This is a genomic window from Calothrix sp. NIES-2100 (genome assembly GCF_963875285.1).
GTDB lineage: Bacteria > Cyanobacteriota > Cyanobacteriia > Cyanobacteriales > Nostocaceae > Aulosira.
On sequence record NZ_CAWNLA010000001.1, the window covers coordinates 1,074,937 to 1,093,083 of the forward strand.

Annotated in this window: 14 protein-coding genes and 3 pseudogenes; 11 read left to right on the top strand and 6 right to left on the bottom strand. The window is 47.9% G+C overall.

Annotated features, from left to right (window positions below; genetic code table 11):
• Position 1 precedes the first annotated feature (1 nt).
• Positions 2 to 943 (top strand): aldo/keto reductase, encoded by a 942-nt coding sequence (locus AACU32_RS04385; RefSeq protein WP_096598199.1) that lies wholly within the window; start codon positions 2 to 4, stop codon positions 941 to 943.
• Positions 944 to 1,025: 82 nt separating this feature from the next.
• Here AACU32_RS04385 and AACU32_RS04390 read toward each other — a convergent pair whose 3' ends face one another.
• On the bottom strand, positions 1,026 to 1,193 hold the full coding sequence (locus tag AACU32_RS04390) for a hypothetical protein (protein WP_339377497.1): 168 nt from the start codon (positions 1,191 to 1,193) through the stop codon (positions 1,026 to 1,028).
• A gap of 29 nt (positions 1,194 to 1,222) precedes the next feature.
• On the opposite strand from AACU32_RS04390, the gene AACU32_RS04395 reads away from it, so the two are divergent.
• The 10 genes and pseudogenes from AACU32_RS04395 to AACU32_RS04440 all read left to right on the top strand — a co-directional run.
• A complete protein-coding gene (locus AACU32_RS04395) occupies positions 1,223 to 1,933 on the top strand; it encodes an SDR family NAD(P)-dependent oxidoreductase (RefSeq protein ID WP_096598201.1) in 711 nt (236 codons plus the stop codon).
• Positions 1,934 to 2,051: 118 nt separating this feature from the next.
• Entirely contained in the window at positions 2,052 to 2,378 is a 327-nt protein-coding gene (locus AACU32_RS04400; RefSeq protein ID WP_096607853.1) for an NIPSNAP family protein, read from the top strand.
• Positions 2,379 to 2,462: 84 nt separating this feature from the next.
• Positions 2,463 to 2,861: an epoxide hydrolase N-terminal domain-containing protein gene (locus tag AACU32_RS04405; RefSeq protein ID WP_339377498.1), complete on the top strand. Its 399-nt coding sequence runs from the start codon at positions 2,463 to 2,465 to the stop codon at positions 2,859 to 2,861.
• 225 nt (positions 2,862 to 3,086) lie between these two features.
• On the top strand, positions 3,087 to 4,769 hold the full coding sequence (locus AACU32_RS04410) for a GMC family oxidoreductase (protein WP_339377499.1): 1,683 nt from the start codon (positions 3,087 to 3,089) through the stop codon (positions 4,767 to 4,769).
• 144 nt (positions 4,770 to 4,913) lie between these two features.
• Entirely contained in the window at positions 4,914 to 5,603 is a 690-nt protein-coding gene (locus AACU32_RS04415) for a VOC family protein (protein WP_096598203.1), read from the top strand.
• A 267-nt stretch (positions 5,604 to 5,870) separates the two neighbouring features.
• Complete coding sequence (locus tag AACU32_RS04420) at positions 5,871 to 6,458, top strand: nitrilase-related carbon-nitrogen hydrolase (protein ID WP_339377500.1); 588 nt, start codon at positions 5,871 to 5,873, stop codon at positions 6,456 to 6,458.
• Positions 6,458 to 7,912: an NmrA family NAD(P)-binding protein gene (locus AACU32_RS04425; protein WP_339377501.1), complete on the top strand. Its 1,455-nt coding sequence runs from the start codon at positions 6,458 to 6,460 to the stop codon at positions 7,910 to 7,912. Before AACU32_RS04420 ends, AACU32_RS04425 begins: the two co-directional genes overlap by 1 nt.
• A 229-nt stretch (positions 7,913 to 8,141) precedes the next feature.
• Positions 8,142 to 9,221 (top strand): annotated as a pseudogene (locus tag AACU32_RS04430) (NAD(P)H-dependent flavin oxidoreductase).
• 647 nt (positions 9,222 to 9,868) lie between these two features.
• Positions 9,869 to 11,283: pseudogene (locus AACU32_RS04435) on the top strand (IS1634 family transposase); the annotation flags it as partial.
• 2 nt (positions 11,284 to 11,285) lie between these two features.
• Positions 11,286 to 12,244 (top strand): annotated as a pseudogene (locus tag AACU32_RS04440) (ISAzo13 family transposase); the annotation flags it as partial.
• 301 nt (positions 12,245 to 12,545) lie between these two features.
• On the opposite strand, the gene AACU32_RS04445 reads toward AACU32_RS04440, so the two are convergent.
• From AACU32_RS04445 to AACU32_RS04465, 5 genes are all read right to left on the bottom strand, one after another.
• The gene (locus AACU32_RS04445) at positions 12,546 to 13,367 is read right to left on the bottom strand and encodes a glycoside hydrolase family 19 protein (protein WP_096598209.1); all 822 of its coding nucleotides are present in this window, start codon (positions 13,365 to 13,367) and stop codon (positions 12,546 to 12,548) included.
• A gap of 22 nt (positions 13,368 to 13,389) precedes the next feature.
• Positions 13,390 to 13,938 (bottom strand): 3D domain-containing protein, encoded by a 549-nt coding sequence (locus tag AACU32_RS04450; RefSeq protein ID WP_096598211.1) that lies wholly within the window; start codon positions 13,936 to 13,938, stop codon positions 13,390 to 13,392.
• A 151-nt stretch (positions 13,939 to 14,089) separates the two neighbouring features.
• A complete protein-coding gene (locus tag AACU32_RS04455; protein ID WP_339377502.1) occupies positions 14,090 to 15,826 on the bottom strand; it encodes a glycosyl hydrolase family 28-related protein in 1,737 nt (578 codons plus the stop codon).
• A 49-nt stretch (positions 15,827 to 15,875) separates the two neighbouring features.
• Positions 15,876 to 17,348, bottom strand: a complete 1,473-nt coding sequence (locus tag AACU32_RS04460) for a malectin domain-containing carbohydrate-binding protein (RefSeq protein ID WP_096598215.1) — start codon at positions 17,346 to 17,348, stop codon at positions 15,876 to 15,878.
• Positions 17,349 to 17,739: 391 nt separating this feature from the next.
• Positions 17,740 to 18,123, bottom strand: a complete 384-nt coding sequence (locus tag AACU32_RS04465) for a cupin domain-containing protein (RefSeq protein WP_096598217.1) — start codon at positions 18,121 to 18,123, stop codon at positions 17,740 to 17,742.
• Between the last annotated feature and the right edge of the window lie 24 nt (positions 18,124 to 18,147).

An 18,147-nucleotide genomic window follows, 5' to 3' on the forward strand; every position in this document is an offset into this window, starting at 1 on the left:
AATGGTAGAACCCGACAACCTTCGCTATACAAAGATACCGCTCAACAACGGAACCGGTGCGATCCCCGCGCTTGGCTTTGGCACGCTGATTCCCGACCCCATCGCCACCAAAAACGCGACCAAGTGCGCGCTGGAAGCAGGATTTCGTCAGATCGACACAGCAGAACGTTACCGGACTGAACAAGAGGTCGGCGAAGCGATGCAGGAGGTGTTCAAGGCGGGGAAAATCAAGCGGGAGGACGTGTTTATTGCCACGAAGCTCTGGAACAACCATCATCGTCCTGAACGAGTCGCACCCGCCTTCGAGGCGAGTCTCAAGAAACTCCAACTCGACTACGTCGATCTCTATCTCATCCATACCCCCTTTGCCTTCCAACCTGGAGACGAGCAAGATCCGAGGGACGCGAACGGCAATGTGATTTATGACGAAGGGGTGACCTTGCTGGATACATGGAGGAGGTTGGAGAGCCTTGTGGACGAAGGCAAGTGCAAGGCCATCGGATTATCTAACGTCAGCTTGGAAAAGGTGAAGGAGATCTTTGAAGCCGCGAGGATCAAGCCTGCGGTTGTTCACGTCGAATCCCATCCGTATCTTCCGCAATGGGAACTTTTAGACTATTGCAGAAACAGTGGCATCGTGATGCAAGCTTTCGCGGCGCTGGGGCATAGTAGCGAGCCTAAGCTGCTGGAAGATCCTGCGATCGCCGCCATCGCCAAACGGGTCAACAAGACATCAGCCCAGGTACTGCTCGCCTGGGGTATCCAACGCGGAACGGCTCTCCTGACCACCTCAAAGACCCCCAGCCGGATTAAGGAGAACTTTGACATTTCCATCCTTCCTGAGGATGCCATGCGGGAAATCAGCGAAGGAATCAAATCGCGCGTCAGGTTTAATACCGTTGTGGAGACTGGCGTTCCCGGGTTCATTCCGAGAGGAAAGTGAGGTTGAGACAAAAATCACTCCCACAGGTGAGCATATTATTTTTCAGGCTGCCGCATCCTGAATTCTGCGGTAATTCGGTTACTCAAAGAACTTGAGTAGCGTGCATTGGGCGATCGCCCAAGAATGAAAAGTAATCAATTTGAACATTAAACTTACCAACTACAAGGAGAACAAAATCAGTAGCAATCACGTAAACCGTTAAAACATGAATTGTGTTGTTCAGCGTTGATGATGTGGTTAGAGTTGCCACACCCCTCAAAAGCATAAAGGAGTTTTATTATGGGCATCGAACAGAAAGTCGCTGTTATTACCGGCGCGTCGCAGGGCATTGGCGCAGCTCTTGTCAAGGCGTACCGCGATCGCAACTATCGGGTGGTCGCTATCTCACGCTCAATTCAGCCATCGGATGATGATGCAATCCTGGCGGTGTCAGGCGACATTGCTGATCGAAAAACTGCCGAGCGTGCGATCATCGAAGGCGTGACCCGATTTGGGCGCATTGACACGCTCATCAACAATGCTGGTATCTTCATCGCCAAGCCATTTACCCAATACACCGAGGCAGACTACGAGGCGTACGTGGGCACTAACGTCACTGGCTTCTTTCACATGACGCAACTGGCGATCGCCGAAATGGAGAAGCAGGGCAGCGGTCATGTTGTGCAGATATCGACGAGCCTGGTTGACCACGCGATCGCTGGCGTACCGTCTGTACTCGCGTCACTGACGAAGGGCGGACTAAATGCCGCGACCAAATCGCTGGCGATCGAGTATGCCAAGCGTGGTATTCGGGTGAACGCGATCGCGCTGGGTACTATCAAGACACCAATGCATCCTGTCGAAACCCATGCACAGCTCGATGCTCTGCACCCGATCGGTCGTATGGGCGAGATATCCGATGTCGTCGATGCAATCCTCTATCTCGAATCAGCCAACTTTGTCACGGGCGAAATCCTTCACGTCGATGGTGGCCAGAGTGCGGGTCACTGATACCGCCTTGCGATCAGAAAAATTCAGCAGTTTTCAGTTTAGTAAGCCATCGGCTGAATAATTTGGGTGTGAAATGGAAACGGTTGTAACTCTGACATTTCCAAAAAGGAACACAGCTATGATCTATGAATTACGCATTTATCAATCCGTGCCCGGACGACTGCCAGCACTGATTTCGCGCTTTCAGAACCACACGATACAGATATGGGAAAAACATGGCATCCGCCAAGCTGGGTTCTGGACGACGCTAATTGGCGAGAGCAACCAGAAACTCACCTACCTGCTCGCTTGGGACAGCATGGCTGAGCGTCAGGAGCGTTGGAGTGCATTTCTCGCGGACCCCGAATGGATCGCGATCAGTAAAGAGAGTGAGAAGGACGGCCCACTCGTGCAAAACATCAGCAACGAACTGCTTCAACCGACCGCCTTCTCCTCGGTGAAGTGAGCGATGGGGTGAGTTCTAGATGATGTCTGGGGTTACGAAAGTTTCGTCAGTTTCAATGAGCTAAATCCAATCAGAGAACGATCAATGTCTAAAAAAATCAACCAACAACGCCGCCGCTTTTTGGGCATTGCGGCGATGACTATTGCGACTACACAGCTAGGTCGATTCGGTTCTGCCAATGCCCAATCCAGCAAAGTAACACCAAAGGTGACCACCATGACTCAACTTGAAACCTTGCACACCGACACAACTACAATCCGTCCCTTCCACATCAACGTTCCGCAAGCGGCACTCGACGACCTCCGCCGTCGCATCATAGCAACGCGATGGCCCGAAAAGGAGACAGTCGCCGATCAGTCGCAGGGTGTGCAGCTCGCAACGACTCAGAAACTCGCGCGCTATTGGGCAACCGATTACGACTGGCGCAAGGTTAGCGTTCAGATCGCTGCGCGCGTCAAAATGACTGCTTTAGAAAGAACCTAACTACAAAGAGGTCGGCACGTGTCCCAAGAAATTAATCATAATCGTCGCTACTCTTTAACAACTGCGGCTTCTGCTCGGAAGTGATGCTGCTCATGCGGTGGAGCACAGTGACATCGCACGGTTTGAAGCTGACCAAAAGTGGCGGAACTTAAGCATCTCTACCGATTTTGAGCCGAGTGACAGATATAACGGAATCATTTCAATTTTGAAAGCAAGGTAGACCCAGTGAAAACGAATTTTGAGCATGAACGGGACAACGATCTGGGTAGCACCAGTAATGATGACAATTTCACTGATCGCGTTCGCAGCAACCAGCACAAGCTCACCTCTGAACTAAGACACCAGTACGATTTTATTGTTTGCGGATCTGGATCTTCTGGCTCAGTAGTTGCCCGCAGACTAGCTGAGAACCCGGATGTTAGCGTTCTACTGCTTGAAGCTGGCGGCACCGATGATGTACCCAGTGTTGTCACCGCGAATCAATGGTTTATGAATCTTGGAAGCGATCGGGACTGGAGCTTCCAGGGAAAGCCGAATCCCCATGTCAACGATCGTTCAATTCCGTTCTCGATGGGCAAAGTACTCGGCGGTGGATCAAGCATCAACGTCATGGTTTGGGCACGCGGACACCAGCACGATTGGGATTTCTTCGCATCCGTTGCCAACGATCCGGCCTGGAGTTATGAATCCGTCTTAAAGATTTATCGCCGCCTGGAAGATTGGCATGGTGTGCCAGACCCAATGTATCGCGGAACGGGAGGGCCAGTGTTTGTCCAGCCCGCGCCGGAGCCAAACCCGATCGCTCCTGCAACGATCGCAGGAGCGCAATCGGTCGGTATTCCTACTTTCGAGAATCCGAACGGTCGCATGATGGAAGCAGTGAAGGGCGCCGCTATCAGCGATGTGCGAGTCCGCAATGGCAAGCGCGAATCTATCTTCCGCTCCTACGTCTTCCCTTATATGGATCGACCCAATCTGACGGTTCTCACTCATGCACTGGTGACGCGGCTGACGTTCCAGGGTAAGCGGGTGACTGGCGTGGAGATTTCTTACCGTGGCACACTCTATCGCATTGGTGCGGCAGTCGAAGTCGTGCTGTCGCTCGGTGCGATCCATACGCCGAAGGTGCTGATGCAATCTGGCATTGGCGATGAGGCTGAGTTGCGGCGATTTGGAATTCCTGTCGTGCAGCACCTTCCCGGTGTGGGGCAAAATTTTCAAGACCATGTTGCATTCGATTGTGTTTGGGAATATGAAACCGCTCTCCAACCAAAAAACAACTTGTCCGAGGCAATCTTTTTCTCAACCAGCCAGTCCGGGCTTGACAGTCCAGATTTATTTGTCTGTCAGGCTGAAGTGCCAAAATCCACTGCCGAGAATGTCGCCCGGTTTGGCTTACCCGATGCAGGTTGGACATTATTCGGGGCGATTGCCCATCCCAAAAGCCGAGGCCGTCTGCGCCTGACGGGAGCCAATCCATCCGACCCGATTCTGATTGATGCAAACACTCTGTCTGACGCGGATGATCTCAAAACTGCGATCGCCTGCGTAGAACTCTGCCGCGAAGTCGGTAACTCCGCTCCACTTCGTCCGTTTGTTAAGCGTGAAGTGATGCCAGGTAATTTGAAAGGGGCCGAACTCGAACGTTTTATTCGAGATGCTGCGACGAGTTTCTGGCACGAAACCTGTACCGCGAAGATGGGCCGAGATTCTATGTCAGTGGTAGATAGCAACCTGAAAGTGTATGGAATCGAAAATCTCCGGATTGCTGATGGATCGATTCTGCCGCGAGTAACGACCGGTAACACGATGGCTCCTTGCGTAATAGTTGGGGAGCGGGCAGCGGAAATTTTACATCTCGAACACCAGCTGCAAACCACTGTAAAAACAGACTCAAGCGTGCAATAAAACCACCGCACTTTTCATTGGCGGACGCATATCTAAGTCGCCCCTTGAACTCAAAGAATTTGAGTGGTGTGCCCAATCGCGCTCGCAGAAGAATGAAAAGTAACTAATCTGAACATTAAAGATACCAATCAAAAGGAGAAAAATATGAGCAGCGATCGCGTAAACAGTCCAAACATGAAGCTCGAAGTTGTGGTGTTCAGCGTTTCCGACGTTGACCGCGCGAAAGCATTCTACGAGAATCTCGGCTGGCGGCTCGACATCGACGTGGTGGATGGTGACTTCCGCGGCGTGCAGATGACACCGTACAACTCGGAAGCCTCGATCATCTTCGGCAAGAAAGTCACTCCGAACAATCCTGGCTCGGCGCATAGCCTGGTTCTCGCCGTGGAAGACCTCGACTCCGCTCGCGAAGACTTGATCGCTCGTAGTGTTAACGTCAGCGAAGTCTTCCACTACGCTGGCGGCCCCTTCAACAACGCCGTGGAGAACTCAAGCATCCCCGGGCGCGACCCGCAAGGTCGTTCCTACTTCTCATTTGCCTCGTTCGAGGACCCAGACGGGAACCTCTGGCTGCTCCAGGAAATCCAAACGCGACCGGGAAGCTGCGTTTGGAACTCTACGCGAGCACGAGACATGAACATTGCAACCCTTGCAAACCTTCTTGGCGAGACGGCGGAGTACCACGATCGCTACGAGAAAACTCACGCCGAGCATCATTGGTGGGACTGGTACGCGCCTTACCTGAGCGCACGTCAGAATGGCAGCAGTCCAGAAGAGTCCGCCGCCGCCGCGGACCGTTACATGGAAAAGGTTTTTCATGTTCTTTCCAGATGATACGTGCAGAGTTGCCATACCCGCAGAGTACGTCGGCGAGTAGGTAGCAGCAGAGGCTTACGAAGCCAACGATTCTTGCCCAGGAACTCAGGGCGGCGTTCAGGTTTCTGTGATGAGGACGCGGACGATCCTAGCTCCCTATCCGCGTCTTCACCTTGGAACCTGCGTAATGTGTCAGCAGCGTTCTTTTGCTCCATATCAGATTTGGAGATCGGCTGTTACCGGAGATCGTTTTATCACCTGGCTTGGACAGTAAGTTACAAAATTATGAAAAAGACTATCGTTAAAGCCGCTGCCGTGCAGATCAGCCCGGTGCTGTACAGTCGGCAGGGTACCGTCGAGAAGGTCGTGAAGAAAATCCGCGAGCTGGGCAAACAAGGTGTCCAGTTCGCGACCTTCCCCGAAACCATCGTTCCCTATTACCCCTACTTCTCCTATGTACTAGCCCCATTCGCGTTGGCAAAGGAACATCTGCGGTTGCTTGAAGAGTCGGTTACGGTGCCGTCTGCTGAAACCCAGGCGATCGCCGAAGCCGCGAAGGAAGCAAACATGGTCGTTTCGATCGGCGTCAATGAGCGCGACGGCGGCTCGATCTACAATACGCAACTTCTCTTCGACGCAGACGGTAAGTTGATCCAGCGCCGCCGCAAGCTTACGCCTACTTATAACGAGCGGATACTCTGGGGTCAGGGTGATGGCTCGGGTCTGTGCGCCATCGATAGTGCCGTTGGGCGCATCGGACAACTTGCCTGCTGGGAGCATAACAATCCTTTGGCACGTTACGCCCTGATCGCCGATGGCGAGCAAATCCACTCGGCGATGTATCCCGGATCGTTCGCCGAGCCTCAACAGTAATGAAAATTGACTATCCGATCGCCGTGGATAACGATTACGCTGTGTGGCGCGCTTTCGAGAACCATTATTGGCCAGCCCTTTACTTTATAGACACGCAAGGACGCATTCGTCATCACCAATTCGGTGAAGGCGATTACGAGCAATCGGAAAGGGTCATTCAACAGCTACTGTCTGAGTCTGGAACTGCCCATGTCGGCCCGGAAATGGTCAAAGTCAACGCTCGCGGTTTTGAAGCCGCCGCCGATTGGGGCAGCCTGAAATCGCCTGAAAACTACCTCGGCTACGAAAGAACGGAAAATTTTGCATCTCCCGGCGGCGCGGTGTTAAACAAGCGTCATTTATATACTGCCTCCGCGCAATTAAAACTTAATCAATGGGCACTTTCAGGCGATTGGACAATCGGAAAACAAGCTATTGTACTGAACAAGTCTGGCGGGCGAATCGCGTACCGCTTCCACGCGCGCGACCTTCATCTCGTCATGGGGCCGGCCGAGCGAGGAACATCCGTGCGGTTTCGCGTGCTTGTAGATGGGCAGCCGGCAGCTGCGGCTGGCGATCTTGGTGCGATCAGCCGTAACCTCACCGCAATGCTGCTCGCCAAAGGGCATAAGGTGCGCGCCTTAGTCCGGCGGGAGGATGAACGCGCTCTTGGTCTGCGCCAGCTCGGGGCCGAGGTCGTACAGGGCGATCTGACTGACCTTACCTCGATGCACCGCGCGATCGCAGGTTGCGCGCGCATCTATTTCGGAATGTCGGTCTCGGCGGCTTATCTCGAAGCCACGGTTAACACCGCAGCGGTAGCGCGCCACCACGGCGTTGAAGTCTTCGTGAACATCTCGCAGATGACGGTGACGCAGATGAGCATCACCGAGACCACCCCGAGTCCGCAGCACAAGCTGCACTGGCTTGCGGAACAGGCATTGGCATGGTCGGGGCTGCCGATCGTTACGGTGCGACCGACAGTCTTCCTTGAAGGCTTCTTCCTGCGTCTCGCTGCTGCTGGCGTCCGGGATAGCGACGAACTGGCGCTGCCACTGGGTAACAGCAAGACCTCGCCTATCTCGGCTGTGGATGTGGCACACGCCGTTTCCGCGATCCTGGACGACCCTGCTTCGCACATCGGTCATGTTTACAATCTAACCGGATTTGAGTCGGCCGATCTGGACTACTACGCGCGCGTCTTTTCCCAGGCACTCGGCCGAACTATCCGCTATCGTAACGTGCCGCTCTCCAGTTGGACTGATACGCTTCGTGAGTTTGGGGTGCCAACGCACCTTGCCAACCACCTCGCGGTGATGGCCGAACTTCACACGCAGGGGCGGTATGACCGCATGACAGATGACCTGTTCAAGCTAACTGGCAAGATGCCGACGAGCGTGTACGACTTCGTAAAATTGCACGCTGCTGAATTCACGCAAAGTGAATCCACGGCTCGGGGGGCAGTCCACTCGTAGTTAAATAATCCAGTCAGGGCAGCTTATGCGGCAAGTAAGGCTCTAAACTAAACGGTGGAGCGATTTTCCGCAGTGCATAAATTTTTTGACTTCAAGGGGCGAGCTACGGAACTCGAACCTGTAGCATCCGAACTGCAAACTCCTCCCCACTATCACAACTGAGTAATGCGAACAGACGATCGCTTAAAGACATATATCTTGCTTCTATTAGCAAGCGTGGGAAATACTTATGTGGCCTAAAACAGAACTGATAGATTTGCTCAAAATCGCGCATCCAATAATTCAGGCTCCGATGGCTGGCGCTTCCACACCTGAGTTGGTTGCAGCTGTTTCTAATGCAGGAGGTCTTGGCTCCTATGGTGGTGCGGCCACCGCACCAGCCAAACTTCGCTCCATTATCAGGCAAATTCGAGAGCTGACAGACAAACCCTTTGCAGTTAATTTGTTTGCCCCAGCAGTTGAAGCGTATCAACTTACACCTGAGCAGCAAACACCGATGTCTGAGCTATTAACAAAATGGCACAACGAACTTGATGCCTGACCTGTGCCCGAACCAATACCGATACTAGGGCCATTTGTTGATCAATTTACTGTCCTGCTTGAGGAGAAAATACCTGTATTTAGTTTCCACTTTGGACCTGCGCCAATTGAGGCAATTCGGGAGATACACGCTATAGGCTCAATTGTGTTAGCTACTGCAACAACAACTAATGAAGCAAAAACTCTAGTCGAAGCAGGAGTTGATGTCATCATAGCCCAGGGCTTTGAAGCTGGAGGTCATCGTGGTACTTTTGCGGTATCTTATGAACATGGATTGATTGGAACAGCAGCGTTAGTGCCGCAAATAGCTGATGCAGTATCGGTTCCGGTCGTTGCGGCGGGCGGAATCATGGATGCTCGTGGAATCGTTGCTGCATTTGCACTTGGGGCGAGCGGGGTACAGATGGGAACCGCTTTTCTCGCCTGTCCTGAGAACAATATCCCAGAAGTCTATAGGCAGGCTGTACTCAAGTGTAAGGACGAAGACACGGTTATTACTGAAGTATTTTCCGGCAAACCCGCCAGAGCAATCCGAAATCGATTTATACGTGAAATGGAAAATAACAGAGATAAAGTACTGCCATTCCCAGCTCAGATGTCTATAGGGCGGTTTTTATATCAGACTTCTGCTCAACAATCAAGTCCCGATTTTGCCAGTATGTGGGCAGGACAGGGAGCAGCATTAGCCGAAGCTCTCCCGGCAGGTGAACTGATCGAAAAAATTATACAAGAATTTCTTGCCGTAACTGCTTCTTTACAACTCAAATAAACAGATAGCCAATTCAATTAAAGCAAGTTGAGTTAAATCCAATTGGAAAAAGAGAAATGTCCGAGAAAATCAACCATCAACGCCGCCGCTTTTTGGGCGCTGCGGCTATGACCATTGCGACTACACAGCTAGGTATATTCGGTTCTGCGATCGCACAATCGAGCAAAACAAAACCAGCAGTTTTATCCATGATGAAGTCGGGGACAAACACGTCGTTCGGCTCACTGAGGCATCATGTAAAAATAACTTGAACAATTTACCGAATAGTTAGATCATCAGAATGTAACCGAATTAAAGGCTTAGATCCCATCTTCCGCACCCAGAACTGTCACACCCCAAAGAACCGGATATATATAGTACATAAGAACTAGCTTCTACTAGAGCTTATTCCAGCTAAATAAGAATAACTTCTATTAAGTTCAGATATCCGTGTAGCAGGAAAAAATAATAATCATTCTCATATGGGGGGGGGTAGGAAAGGAGAGGCTGCCATTGGCAGCCTCTCCTTTCCTCATGTTTTTTAATTCAATAATGATTCAATTTTCGGGTGGATAGAGGTATTTGTATAAGCAACTGAAATTTATCGCACAAAGGCTGTCTAAAAATGTGAAAATTTTAACTGATATGGTTTTGGTTACTTTCCAATAATGTTGAATATCAAAGATATTGAAATCAAGAATATTGACCATTTGGGTATAGTGGCAGGAATCGTAGACTCAATTGGTTTGGTGTCAATAATTAATAATTTAATCGGGTCAGAAGCCGGAGAAAAAGTTAGTGCTGGACATGTAGTAAAAGCAATGATTTTAAATGGATTGGGGATGGTTTCAAAACCATTATATATGTTTCCAAAGTTTTTTGAATCGATAGCTTGCGAGCATTTAATTGGAGCCGGAGTCAAACCAGAATATCTGAACGACGATAAACTCGGCAGAGTGATGGATAAATTATTCCTCAAAGGTCTAGATACAATATTTTTAGCAATTAGTTTAAATGTGGTGAAAAAATTTGAAATATCTTTAGCGTCATCGCATTTAGACTCATCATCATTTCATCTACATGGAGAATATAAAACTAGTTTGCCAGAGGTGATATTTCCAAAAATTGGTAATATTCAGTTTCCCGAAGAATCAGAGATAAAATCACCGGAAGCTATAAAAATTACATATGGTTATTCTCGTGACCATAGACCAGATTTAAAACAATTTATTATGGAATTGGTATGCTCAGGAGATGGAGATATACCAATATTTTTGAAAGCAGCATCCGGAAACCAAGCTGACTCAGCATGTTTTGGAGCAATTGCCGTGTCATATCTCAATCAAATAAAAGTCGATAGTTTGATAGTGGCAGATTGTGCATTATATACAGAAGAAAATATCAAATTAATGTCTAATATTAAGTGGTTGTCTCGAGTGCCTTTAACTCTAAAATTAGCAAAATACTTAGTCACCACCTTACCAGAATCAGAATTCATTAAAAGTGAACTAGATGGATATTCATATGTTGAGAAAAAAGTCAGCTACGCAGGCATAGAGCAAAGATGGTTGGTAGTACAAAGTCATGCCAGAGAAAATCAGACTTACATAAATTATCACAAACTATTGAAAAAAATCTCTCTAGTTCCAAAGCCAAGTTAAAAATCTTGTCACAAGAGAAGTTTGCATGTTCATCTGATGCGATGAAGGCATTATCAAAAATATCTAAACAATTTAAACACCATCAAATAGACAAAATTGAAATCACTGAAAAAACACCAGATGCCAAAGAGCAAAGGACAGACAACTATTATCAAATTTCAGCAACTGTTTTACAAAATAACAATGCAATTGCTCTCGAAACCAAAAGTGCTGGGCGTTTTATTATTGCCACAAATGTCTTAGAATCCCAGCAACTTGACAATGATAAAATAATTAAAGAATACAAAGCACAGCAATCATGTGAAAGAGGATTTGGTTTTTTGAAAGACCCATTGTTTTTTACAGATAGTATTTTCATTAAAAGCCCCGAAAGAATAGAAGCATTGGCTATGATAATGGGGTTATGCTTACTAGTCTACACACAGACGCGATGCTGTTATCAGATTTAGAATCGCTGATTGAACCAGTGAAGCTGGGAGATCCAGAATCGCCTCTAAAATGGACTTCTAAAAGTGTAGTGAAACTAGCTGCGGCATTAAATATTGGCGGACATAGGACTAGTCCTAAAAGTGTTTACAACTTACTTGAATCGCTGGGCTACAGCTTACAATCAAATCGTAAAACCCGTGATGGCTCGTCTCATCCAGATAGGGACGACCAATTTTTACATATTTCCAAGCAAGTCTTGCACTTTCAATCCCAGAACGAACCCGTAATTTCAGTTGATACCAAAAAAAAAGAATTAATTGGAGATTTTAAAAATTCTGGAACCGAGTGGTGTGAGAAGGAACGGCCAATTGAGGTGAAGATGCATGATTTTGTTGACCCTAAATTGGGCAAAGCAATTCCCTACGGAATTTATGATTTAACCTCAAATCAAGGATGGGTGAATGTTGGCATCCACCACGATACAGCAGAGTTTGCAGCCCTTGTCTATTCGTCATTGGTGGTACTCAATGGGAAAAGAAGTTTATCCAAAAAGCCAGCATATAATGATTACGGCTGATTGTGGTGGTAGCAATAGTTATCGCTCACGCCAAAAGGAAATTAAAGCTACAAGAATTAGCAACTGAAACTGGTAAAACTATTCATGTGTGCCATTTTCCTCCAGGCACAAGTAAATGGAATAAGATTGAGCATCGCTTGTTTTGTCACATTACCCAAAACTGGCGAGGCAGACCATTGACCAGCTTACAAGTTGTGATTAATTTAATTCGCAATACTACCACCACACAAGGATTAGAAGTTGAGGCTAGATTAGATTTAAATTCCTACAAAACGGGAATCAAAGTTACAGACCAAGAGCTTGATACTATTGCAATCGAACGAAATTCTTTTCATGGTGAGTGGAACTATATTATCAAACCCAAAGTAGGCACTTAATTGTTCAAGTTATTTTTACATAACTCCTAATAACGTAGCGTGGACACGGTGTACATTTCATCTTAATCTGCGAACCCACAAAATTGAACGGGACTAAGTAACCACGCAAAATTAATTACAGTCATTGCGAGGGAAGCAATCCCAACGTCTGCGATTGCTTCCCTCGCAATGACATTATGTAATTAGTTATGTTTAATTAATTACTTGTGATTCGATACATCTGTGCAGAAAATGCAAAACTCTCTCCCCTGCTCCCCTGCGACCTTAATGATAAGTCTTTTACCAGACACGATATGACTACTTAGCAGTAAAGATTTTCGCCCGGTGAAACTCCCAACCTCTGGCAAAAATCCAGATAAAAATTGATTCGATTTTGGGCTTGTTGTCTACCTTGTGGGGACGCATTCGGTCCACATTCGATGCCTCCATTGATAATGGAGATTGTCATACCGAAACCGGAGTTGCGGATAGCGTCGTGGCACGATGTCATCCAGAACCATAGGGCGGTCATGAAGGAAATAGCACTATCTGTTGAGACCAAATCAGGGTTATTGAGCAGATCGATACCAAGAGCTGCCCCACATGTAGCATAGTTGTAGTTCCACGACAACTGGATCGGCCCACGGCCGTGATAGGTTTTACCCTGCACACACGGATAGTTTGTGGGATCGCAGTAGCTACCCCATACTGCTGTGTTCAGTTCATCAATGTATTGTAAAAAACCCGTCTCTTGGGTAACATTTGCCAGGAATGCAGCCGCCTCACGTCTGCATTGTTCGTCAGATCCTTCATTGCAGAAGCTAGGGTATTTCTGCGTGGCGGTCACCAGACCGTCGTAGGAGTAAAAACCGTTTCGGTTTGGGAATAGAGCCTCGAAGGTTTGGCGCGATACAATACCTGCGAAACCATTGCCCGATGGAGTTGGGGGAGGAGGAGTAGACCCGTTAGGAATACAGATTTCCTGACCTACCTGTAAATTCGAGGCATCCACGTCTGTCAAGGGAGTGCCATCTGGTTTTTTGATTTCACTCCAACGGTTACCATCACTTAATTGTTGTTCGGCAATAATAAAAAGCGTGTCTCCTGGTTTAACAATGTATGAATTACCGGCTGTACAAGACATAAATCAACTCCAAAAAATGAAATTACAAAATTGCTGTGACAGACTGTACACCTAGATTGATTGCTTCTTGAACGGTATCAACAAAGATGTCAATCTTATTACCTATAATTGCCGTACCTATATCTAGAGCAGCGGCAGGAACTTGCTTGCCATCCCAAAGCACCAAGGTAAAATTTGTTAACAGGGGAATTACATTAGGGTCTACTGCACACTGTAAACGCCCAACGCTCTGACCTTGGCATTGTGATTGCAATTGACCTGCAAGTGCCGCTTGCAATGTTACCCCATGCACGCCGGATGCAGGCAGATGGCAATTCGTCTCCTCCATACTGTAAAATCTGGCTTCTAGAGCTATTTGGTTACCGGAGGGAGGAAGAGGAAAAGGAGTAGACCCTGGAATACAAATTTCCTGACCTACTTGCAAATTAGCAGCATCTGTGTATGTAAATGGGGTACCATCTGGTTTGAGAATCTCACGCCAGTGCTCACCATCACCCAATTGTTGTTGGGCAATGATAAAAAGCGTGTCTCCTGACTTGATAATGTAGGAATTACCGAGTGTACAAGACATAAATCAACTCCAAACAAATACTTTCAGGTATTAATCGCAACAACTGCTTTTTTGTCTGCTTAACATATAGCGATTCTCAAATGAGTTGAGAGCGATCGCGTCTTTTACTTACTATCGCTTCATCTGCACTGAAATCAAGCCTTCTGCCAGTTTATGATGTTGCTACCGGAGCATAAATCGGTTTTGGATAAGGATCGGGGCAGATTGGTGTTTGGGCGATCCAATCACCGTTACCACCGCCATCAGTGATGACAAAGTCTGTTCGGCAGTTTAAAATACCGCCATGTCCCAGACCTGTGGCTGTTGTATTACTAATTGTTACCCCACCCGCACAACGGATTTCCATCGCGTAAGTACCAGCGCCGATAATGGAGTTGCGGTTGAAGGTTACATTGGTAATGCTGCTGCCAATGAAATGAATCGCTTCATAATTGCTGTCGATGATTTGGTTATCTTCGACATTGATAGCGCCCGTCATTTCTGCATCAAGCGCGTAGAACCACAGCGCACCCGTGCCGAAGTTCCAGCTATTGTAGTAATCCTGTGAACCGGCGCGGACAATTACGTTGCGGGCAATTACCGTTGTGCCGCTGATTGGGCGAATTCCGGGGAAGCGGTTGCCAACGTGGACACCACCCCCTTCAGCCTGCTGGTCAGCGATGTAGTTGTCGGTGACGACGTTGGATTCACCCCCATAAATGGCGATTCCGTTTGCTAGCACTGGTATTTCAACGCGGTTGAACGAGAAGGTGTTGAAACCGCCACCTCCTTCGTTCCACATTGCGAGGGCGTCATCGCCTGTGTTGCGAAAAAATGACTGTGTAACGGTGGAATTGGTGACCTGTCTGTGGAAGTTGATCCCGTCTGCTTGCTGATTGCGGATTCGGACATTTTTGATTGTCAGCTTGTCAAAAGGCCCGTCCAGCCACATACCACACTTGTTATGCTCGATCCATAGGTTCGTAAACGTCGAGTTCGAGTAGGCGCCGCCGATACCGTTGAGTTGGTCGTTATCAACGCGCTGGGTAACCTCGCCCCAAATTGCAAAATCCGAAAAGTTGACATTTTGTGCGGATGTCCCTGTATTCCAAGGCCCCATAAGTCCGGCATTATTACCCGTCTGCGCCACAAAGTGAATCTTGGAATACCAGATACCCGCACCCTTGAGTGTTACATTGTCGCGTACCTGTAACCAAGTGCTAATTTTGTACTCGCCAGGTGGAATCCATAATCCCCGACGCTGACTTGATGATGCATCAAGCGCATTTTGGAAAGCAGTAGTGGAATCCTGTACACCGGACGGATCTGCACCAAAATCAGCGGTCAGCGAGAGATATCCCTCTGGCATTGCATAAGCAGGTGCTACTTGCTCAAAATCAATTAGATCGATGATGTACCAGGATGCGGTACTATTTGACTCCACCATCAGCCGAACCTTGTCGCCCGCAGACATTTGTGGTGTTAGCCGATTCACCTCATCATAAAAGTGATGCGGTCTGATGTCGCCCGGATTGTTGTTGAATGGATAAGTACCATAAATCCAACTGTATTTCGATGTCAAGATTAAGTCGGGGTGTTTTTTACCGTTAATGTATAAGCCAATAGGTGTTGTTAGCCCTGCACCATCGGCTGAGTCAGGAATGGCGTAACGGACGACGATTGAGTTTGCATCGCGTGGTACGGTGAACTCGATATATTGCCCTACGGTATCGAGTTTCAGGGCGCGACGTTCAATTGCTTCATTTGCCAACCCTGGATAGGTACGGTCATTGCGTCCATCAATTACCGTGCCGTTATGGTCGGCATTTTCAGCTTGAATTTCATCATAGGGTATGGTGATGACCCCTGCGGTGGCTGGTGCAACGTTGTCGATCGATGAAAATTTCATGATGTCTTGCTGATTGAGTAGGTTTGTCGAACTATCCGGGATGGAATGTTTACAGTCCTTTGAACTGGCCATCTGTTATTCGTTGGGAACTGTTGTTGCCTGGGATAATGTAGTCTTCACCGACTCGTGCCTTGTAGTTAGAGTAGACCTGCTGGACGGCGGAGCCTATGGTATAGGTACTGTTGCCGCGAGATCCGCCAAAAATAGCCCAGTCAGTCTCTTTATCAATGTTGAAGTAACAAAGCATTTTGATTTGGGGTTTGACCGAGAGGTAGTCGAACATTTCAACAATCCACTGACCTTTGGCGCCAACATTGTTGCTGCCGTAGTTATCACTAGTTGTGCCCCACTCTGGAATTGCTATCGGCTTGCCGTAGCCTGTGAGCCTGTTAATCATGTCGTCTAGCAGTGCGACGGGAGGTGTCCAGTTTGACCAAGACGGGCCAGTGCCCCAGTTGTAAGCGTCAATGCCAACCCAATCAACGTAGGCATCGCCCGGCCAGTAAGACTCAGCCTTGTTGAGCGGGCTGCCTACATCGGTATTCATGGGTGTCCAGAGCCACTGCAAATGATTACTGTCGATGCCTTTATTTTTGAAAACTGTCCAAACATGCTGCCACATATTGATATAATCTGTGGGCGTGTTCTGGGAGTTTTTATAGCTGGCAGACCAGGGATACCAGTCGCCGTTCATCTCATGGGCAAATCGCAGGTAAACTCGACGGTCATCAGCATCGCCGTATACACCGCCAGAACCTGCCAGGAAGCTCTTCATGGAGTCAGCCCAATCGTTCAAATAGCTATCGTAGCTGCCGTTGGCGATTAGTGCATCAATATTCGCTGGTGCATAGCGATTTTTGTCATCGATGAAGACCTCCCATGTCACCAGAGGTACACTTCCACTATCCCAGATCTGATTCATCGTAGTGAAAGCCTGTTCCTTGTTGTTCGGGTCCCAGCTTGTGAACATGACCTGCACGGCGTGCTTTTTACCCAGCCAGGATTCTATGTCGTTGATATTAGCGTAGCCAGGGAAGCAACCCAAGAGCATATTGTTGCGCGGAGGGGTGCCTTGGTTGATTTCAAAGCCGCTGACTGTGGGCTGGTCGGCAGCACCTGGTGTGAAGTTCACTACAATCTGCCCCCTGGCATCTGAGGTCACTACAAATTCTTCAGCGATCGCCTTATTAATGCCGCCAGCTTGGGAGAAAATGTCATAATCCCATAGGACTTGGCTGCCGTTAATCGCAGCGTTAAATTTGCGCTTGCCAACCGAGTCCCAGAAGTGTTCGTTAAAGTGGAGCTTGACAGTATGGATGGCATTCGGAACCAGGTCTGTAAAGGTGTAGGTGAAGGTACCGTAGCGTTCAGTCTGATAAACTTCCTGGTTTGCCGGGTAATAGACGCCTTTACTATCGACGGGAGTGTTGCTCGACGCGCTTTGACCGCCACTGTAGTAGGCATCCGCACCATAGATTCCGATCGCCCCTCCACCAGCATTGATGCAAATTGAATCCACCATAAAATTCTCCTGAGAAATTAACTCATCAGATTTTTGTAGACAAAGAAGATATTCATGCGATCAATTTCCGAGAAGAAAGTTTCGCTCGCGGCGATTTTGCTATCCTTGAGACAACATCACCCCGACTGTTGTATGTTCAGCCTCAGCGTTGAGCATACAACACTCTTTTTACTTTCTTTGTGTCAAGCAAACTTAAATATTGTAACTAAATTGCTCTTAATGTTTGCCTGAATTAAATATATGCAATTAACGCTAACTTGTCGTCCACTCTGAGTTGAAACTTTTGTACAATACAATGATTGATGAATCAGTCCATATATCAATGGAAGGTTGGCTCCAACTAAAGTTTGAATCTAAATTCAAACTTTAGTTGGATGCCTAAGTCAAGAAGTCACCATCCTGACTGTTTCTCTTTTGAATATACAGTCTCGTCTTGTTTACGCCAAGCCGGCTCAACTATGCATATAAACATTAGCGGCTCAACTCCACAATTGTGAATAAATTGTTTGGTATTCGGTGGAATGTAGACAGCATCTCCTGGTTCTACTATCTCTAGTTCATCATCTATATGCATTTCTCCCTGACCACTGAGAATATAGTAAACTTCGGAAGTTTTTAAGGAGTGAGGTGTAGAAGTTTGTCCAATTGGCACTACTGCATGAGCCAGACTGTAGTTTAATTTCAAAGGTTGTTTATCAGGATGTAACAATTCTCGCAAAATAGTGGCATCACCTGCAATGAACTCTGTACACGCATTTAGTTTTTGTATTAGCACTGTCTAAAAACCTTTAAAACAAGA

What these genes read in the sequence shown, in the direction of transcription:
- AACU32_RS04455 (WP_339377502.1), bottom strand. Translation starts at nt 15,826, where the DNA reads ATGAAATTTTCATCGATCGACAACGTTGCACCAGCCACCGCAGGGGTC.
- AACU32_RS04450 (WP_096598211.1), bottom strand. Translation starts at nt 13,938, where the DNA reads ATGTCTTGTACACTCGGTAATTCCTACATTATCAAGTCAGGAGACACG.
- AACU32_RS04395 (WP_096598201.1), top strand. Translation starts at nt 1,223, where the DNA reads ATGGGCATCGAACAGAAAGTCGCTGTTATTACCGGCGCGTCGCAGGGC.
- AACU32_RS04460 (WP_096598215.1), bottom strand. Translation starts at nt 17,348, where the DNA reads ATGGTGGATTCAATTTGCATCAATGCTGGTGGAGGGGCGATCGGAATC.
- AACU32_RS04405 (WP_339377498.1), top strand. Translation starts at nt 2,463, where the DNA reads ATGTCTAAAAAAATCAACCAACAACGCCGCCGCTTTTTGGGCATTGCG.
- AACU32_RS04385 (WP_096598199.1), top strand. Translation starts at nt 2, where the DNA reads ATGGTAGAACCCGACAACCTTCGCTATACAAAGATACCGCTCAACAAC.
- AACU32_RS04420 (WP_339377500.1), top strand. Translation starts at nt 5,871, where the DNA reads ATGAAAAAGACTATCGTTAAAGCCGCTGCCGTGCAGATCAGCCCGGTG.
- AACU32_RS04445 (WP_096598209.1), bottom strand. Translation starts at nt 13,367, where the DNA reads ATGTCTTGTACAGCCGGTAATTCATACATTGTTAAACCAGGAGACACG.
- AACU32_RS04425 (WP_339377501.1), top strand. Translation starts at nt 6,458, where the DNA reads ATGAAAATTGACTATCCGATCGCCGTGGATAACGATTACGCTGTGTGG.
- AACU32_RS04415 (WP_096598203.1), top strand. Translation starts at nt 4,914, where the DNA reads ATGAGCAGCGATCGCGTAAACAGTCCAAACATGAAGCTCGAAGTTGTG.
- AACU32_RS04400 (WP_096607853.1), top strand. Translation starts at nt 2,052, where the DNA reads ATGATCTATGAATTACGCATTTATCAATCCGTGCCCGGACGACTGCCA.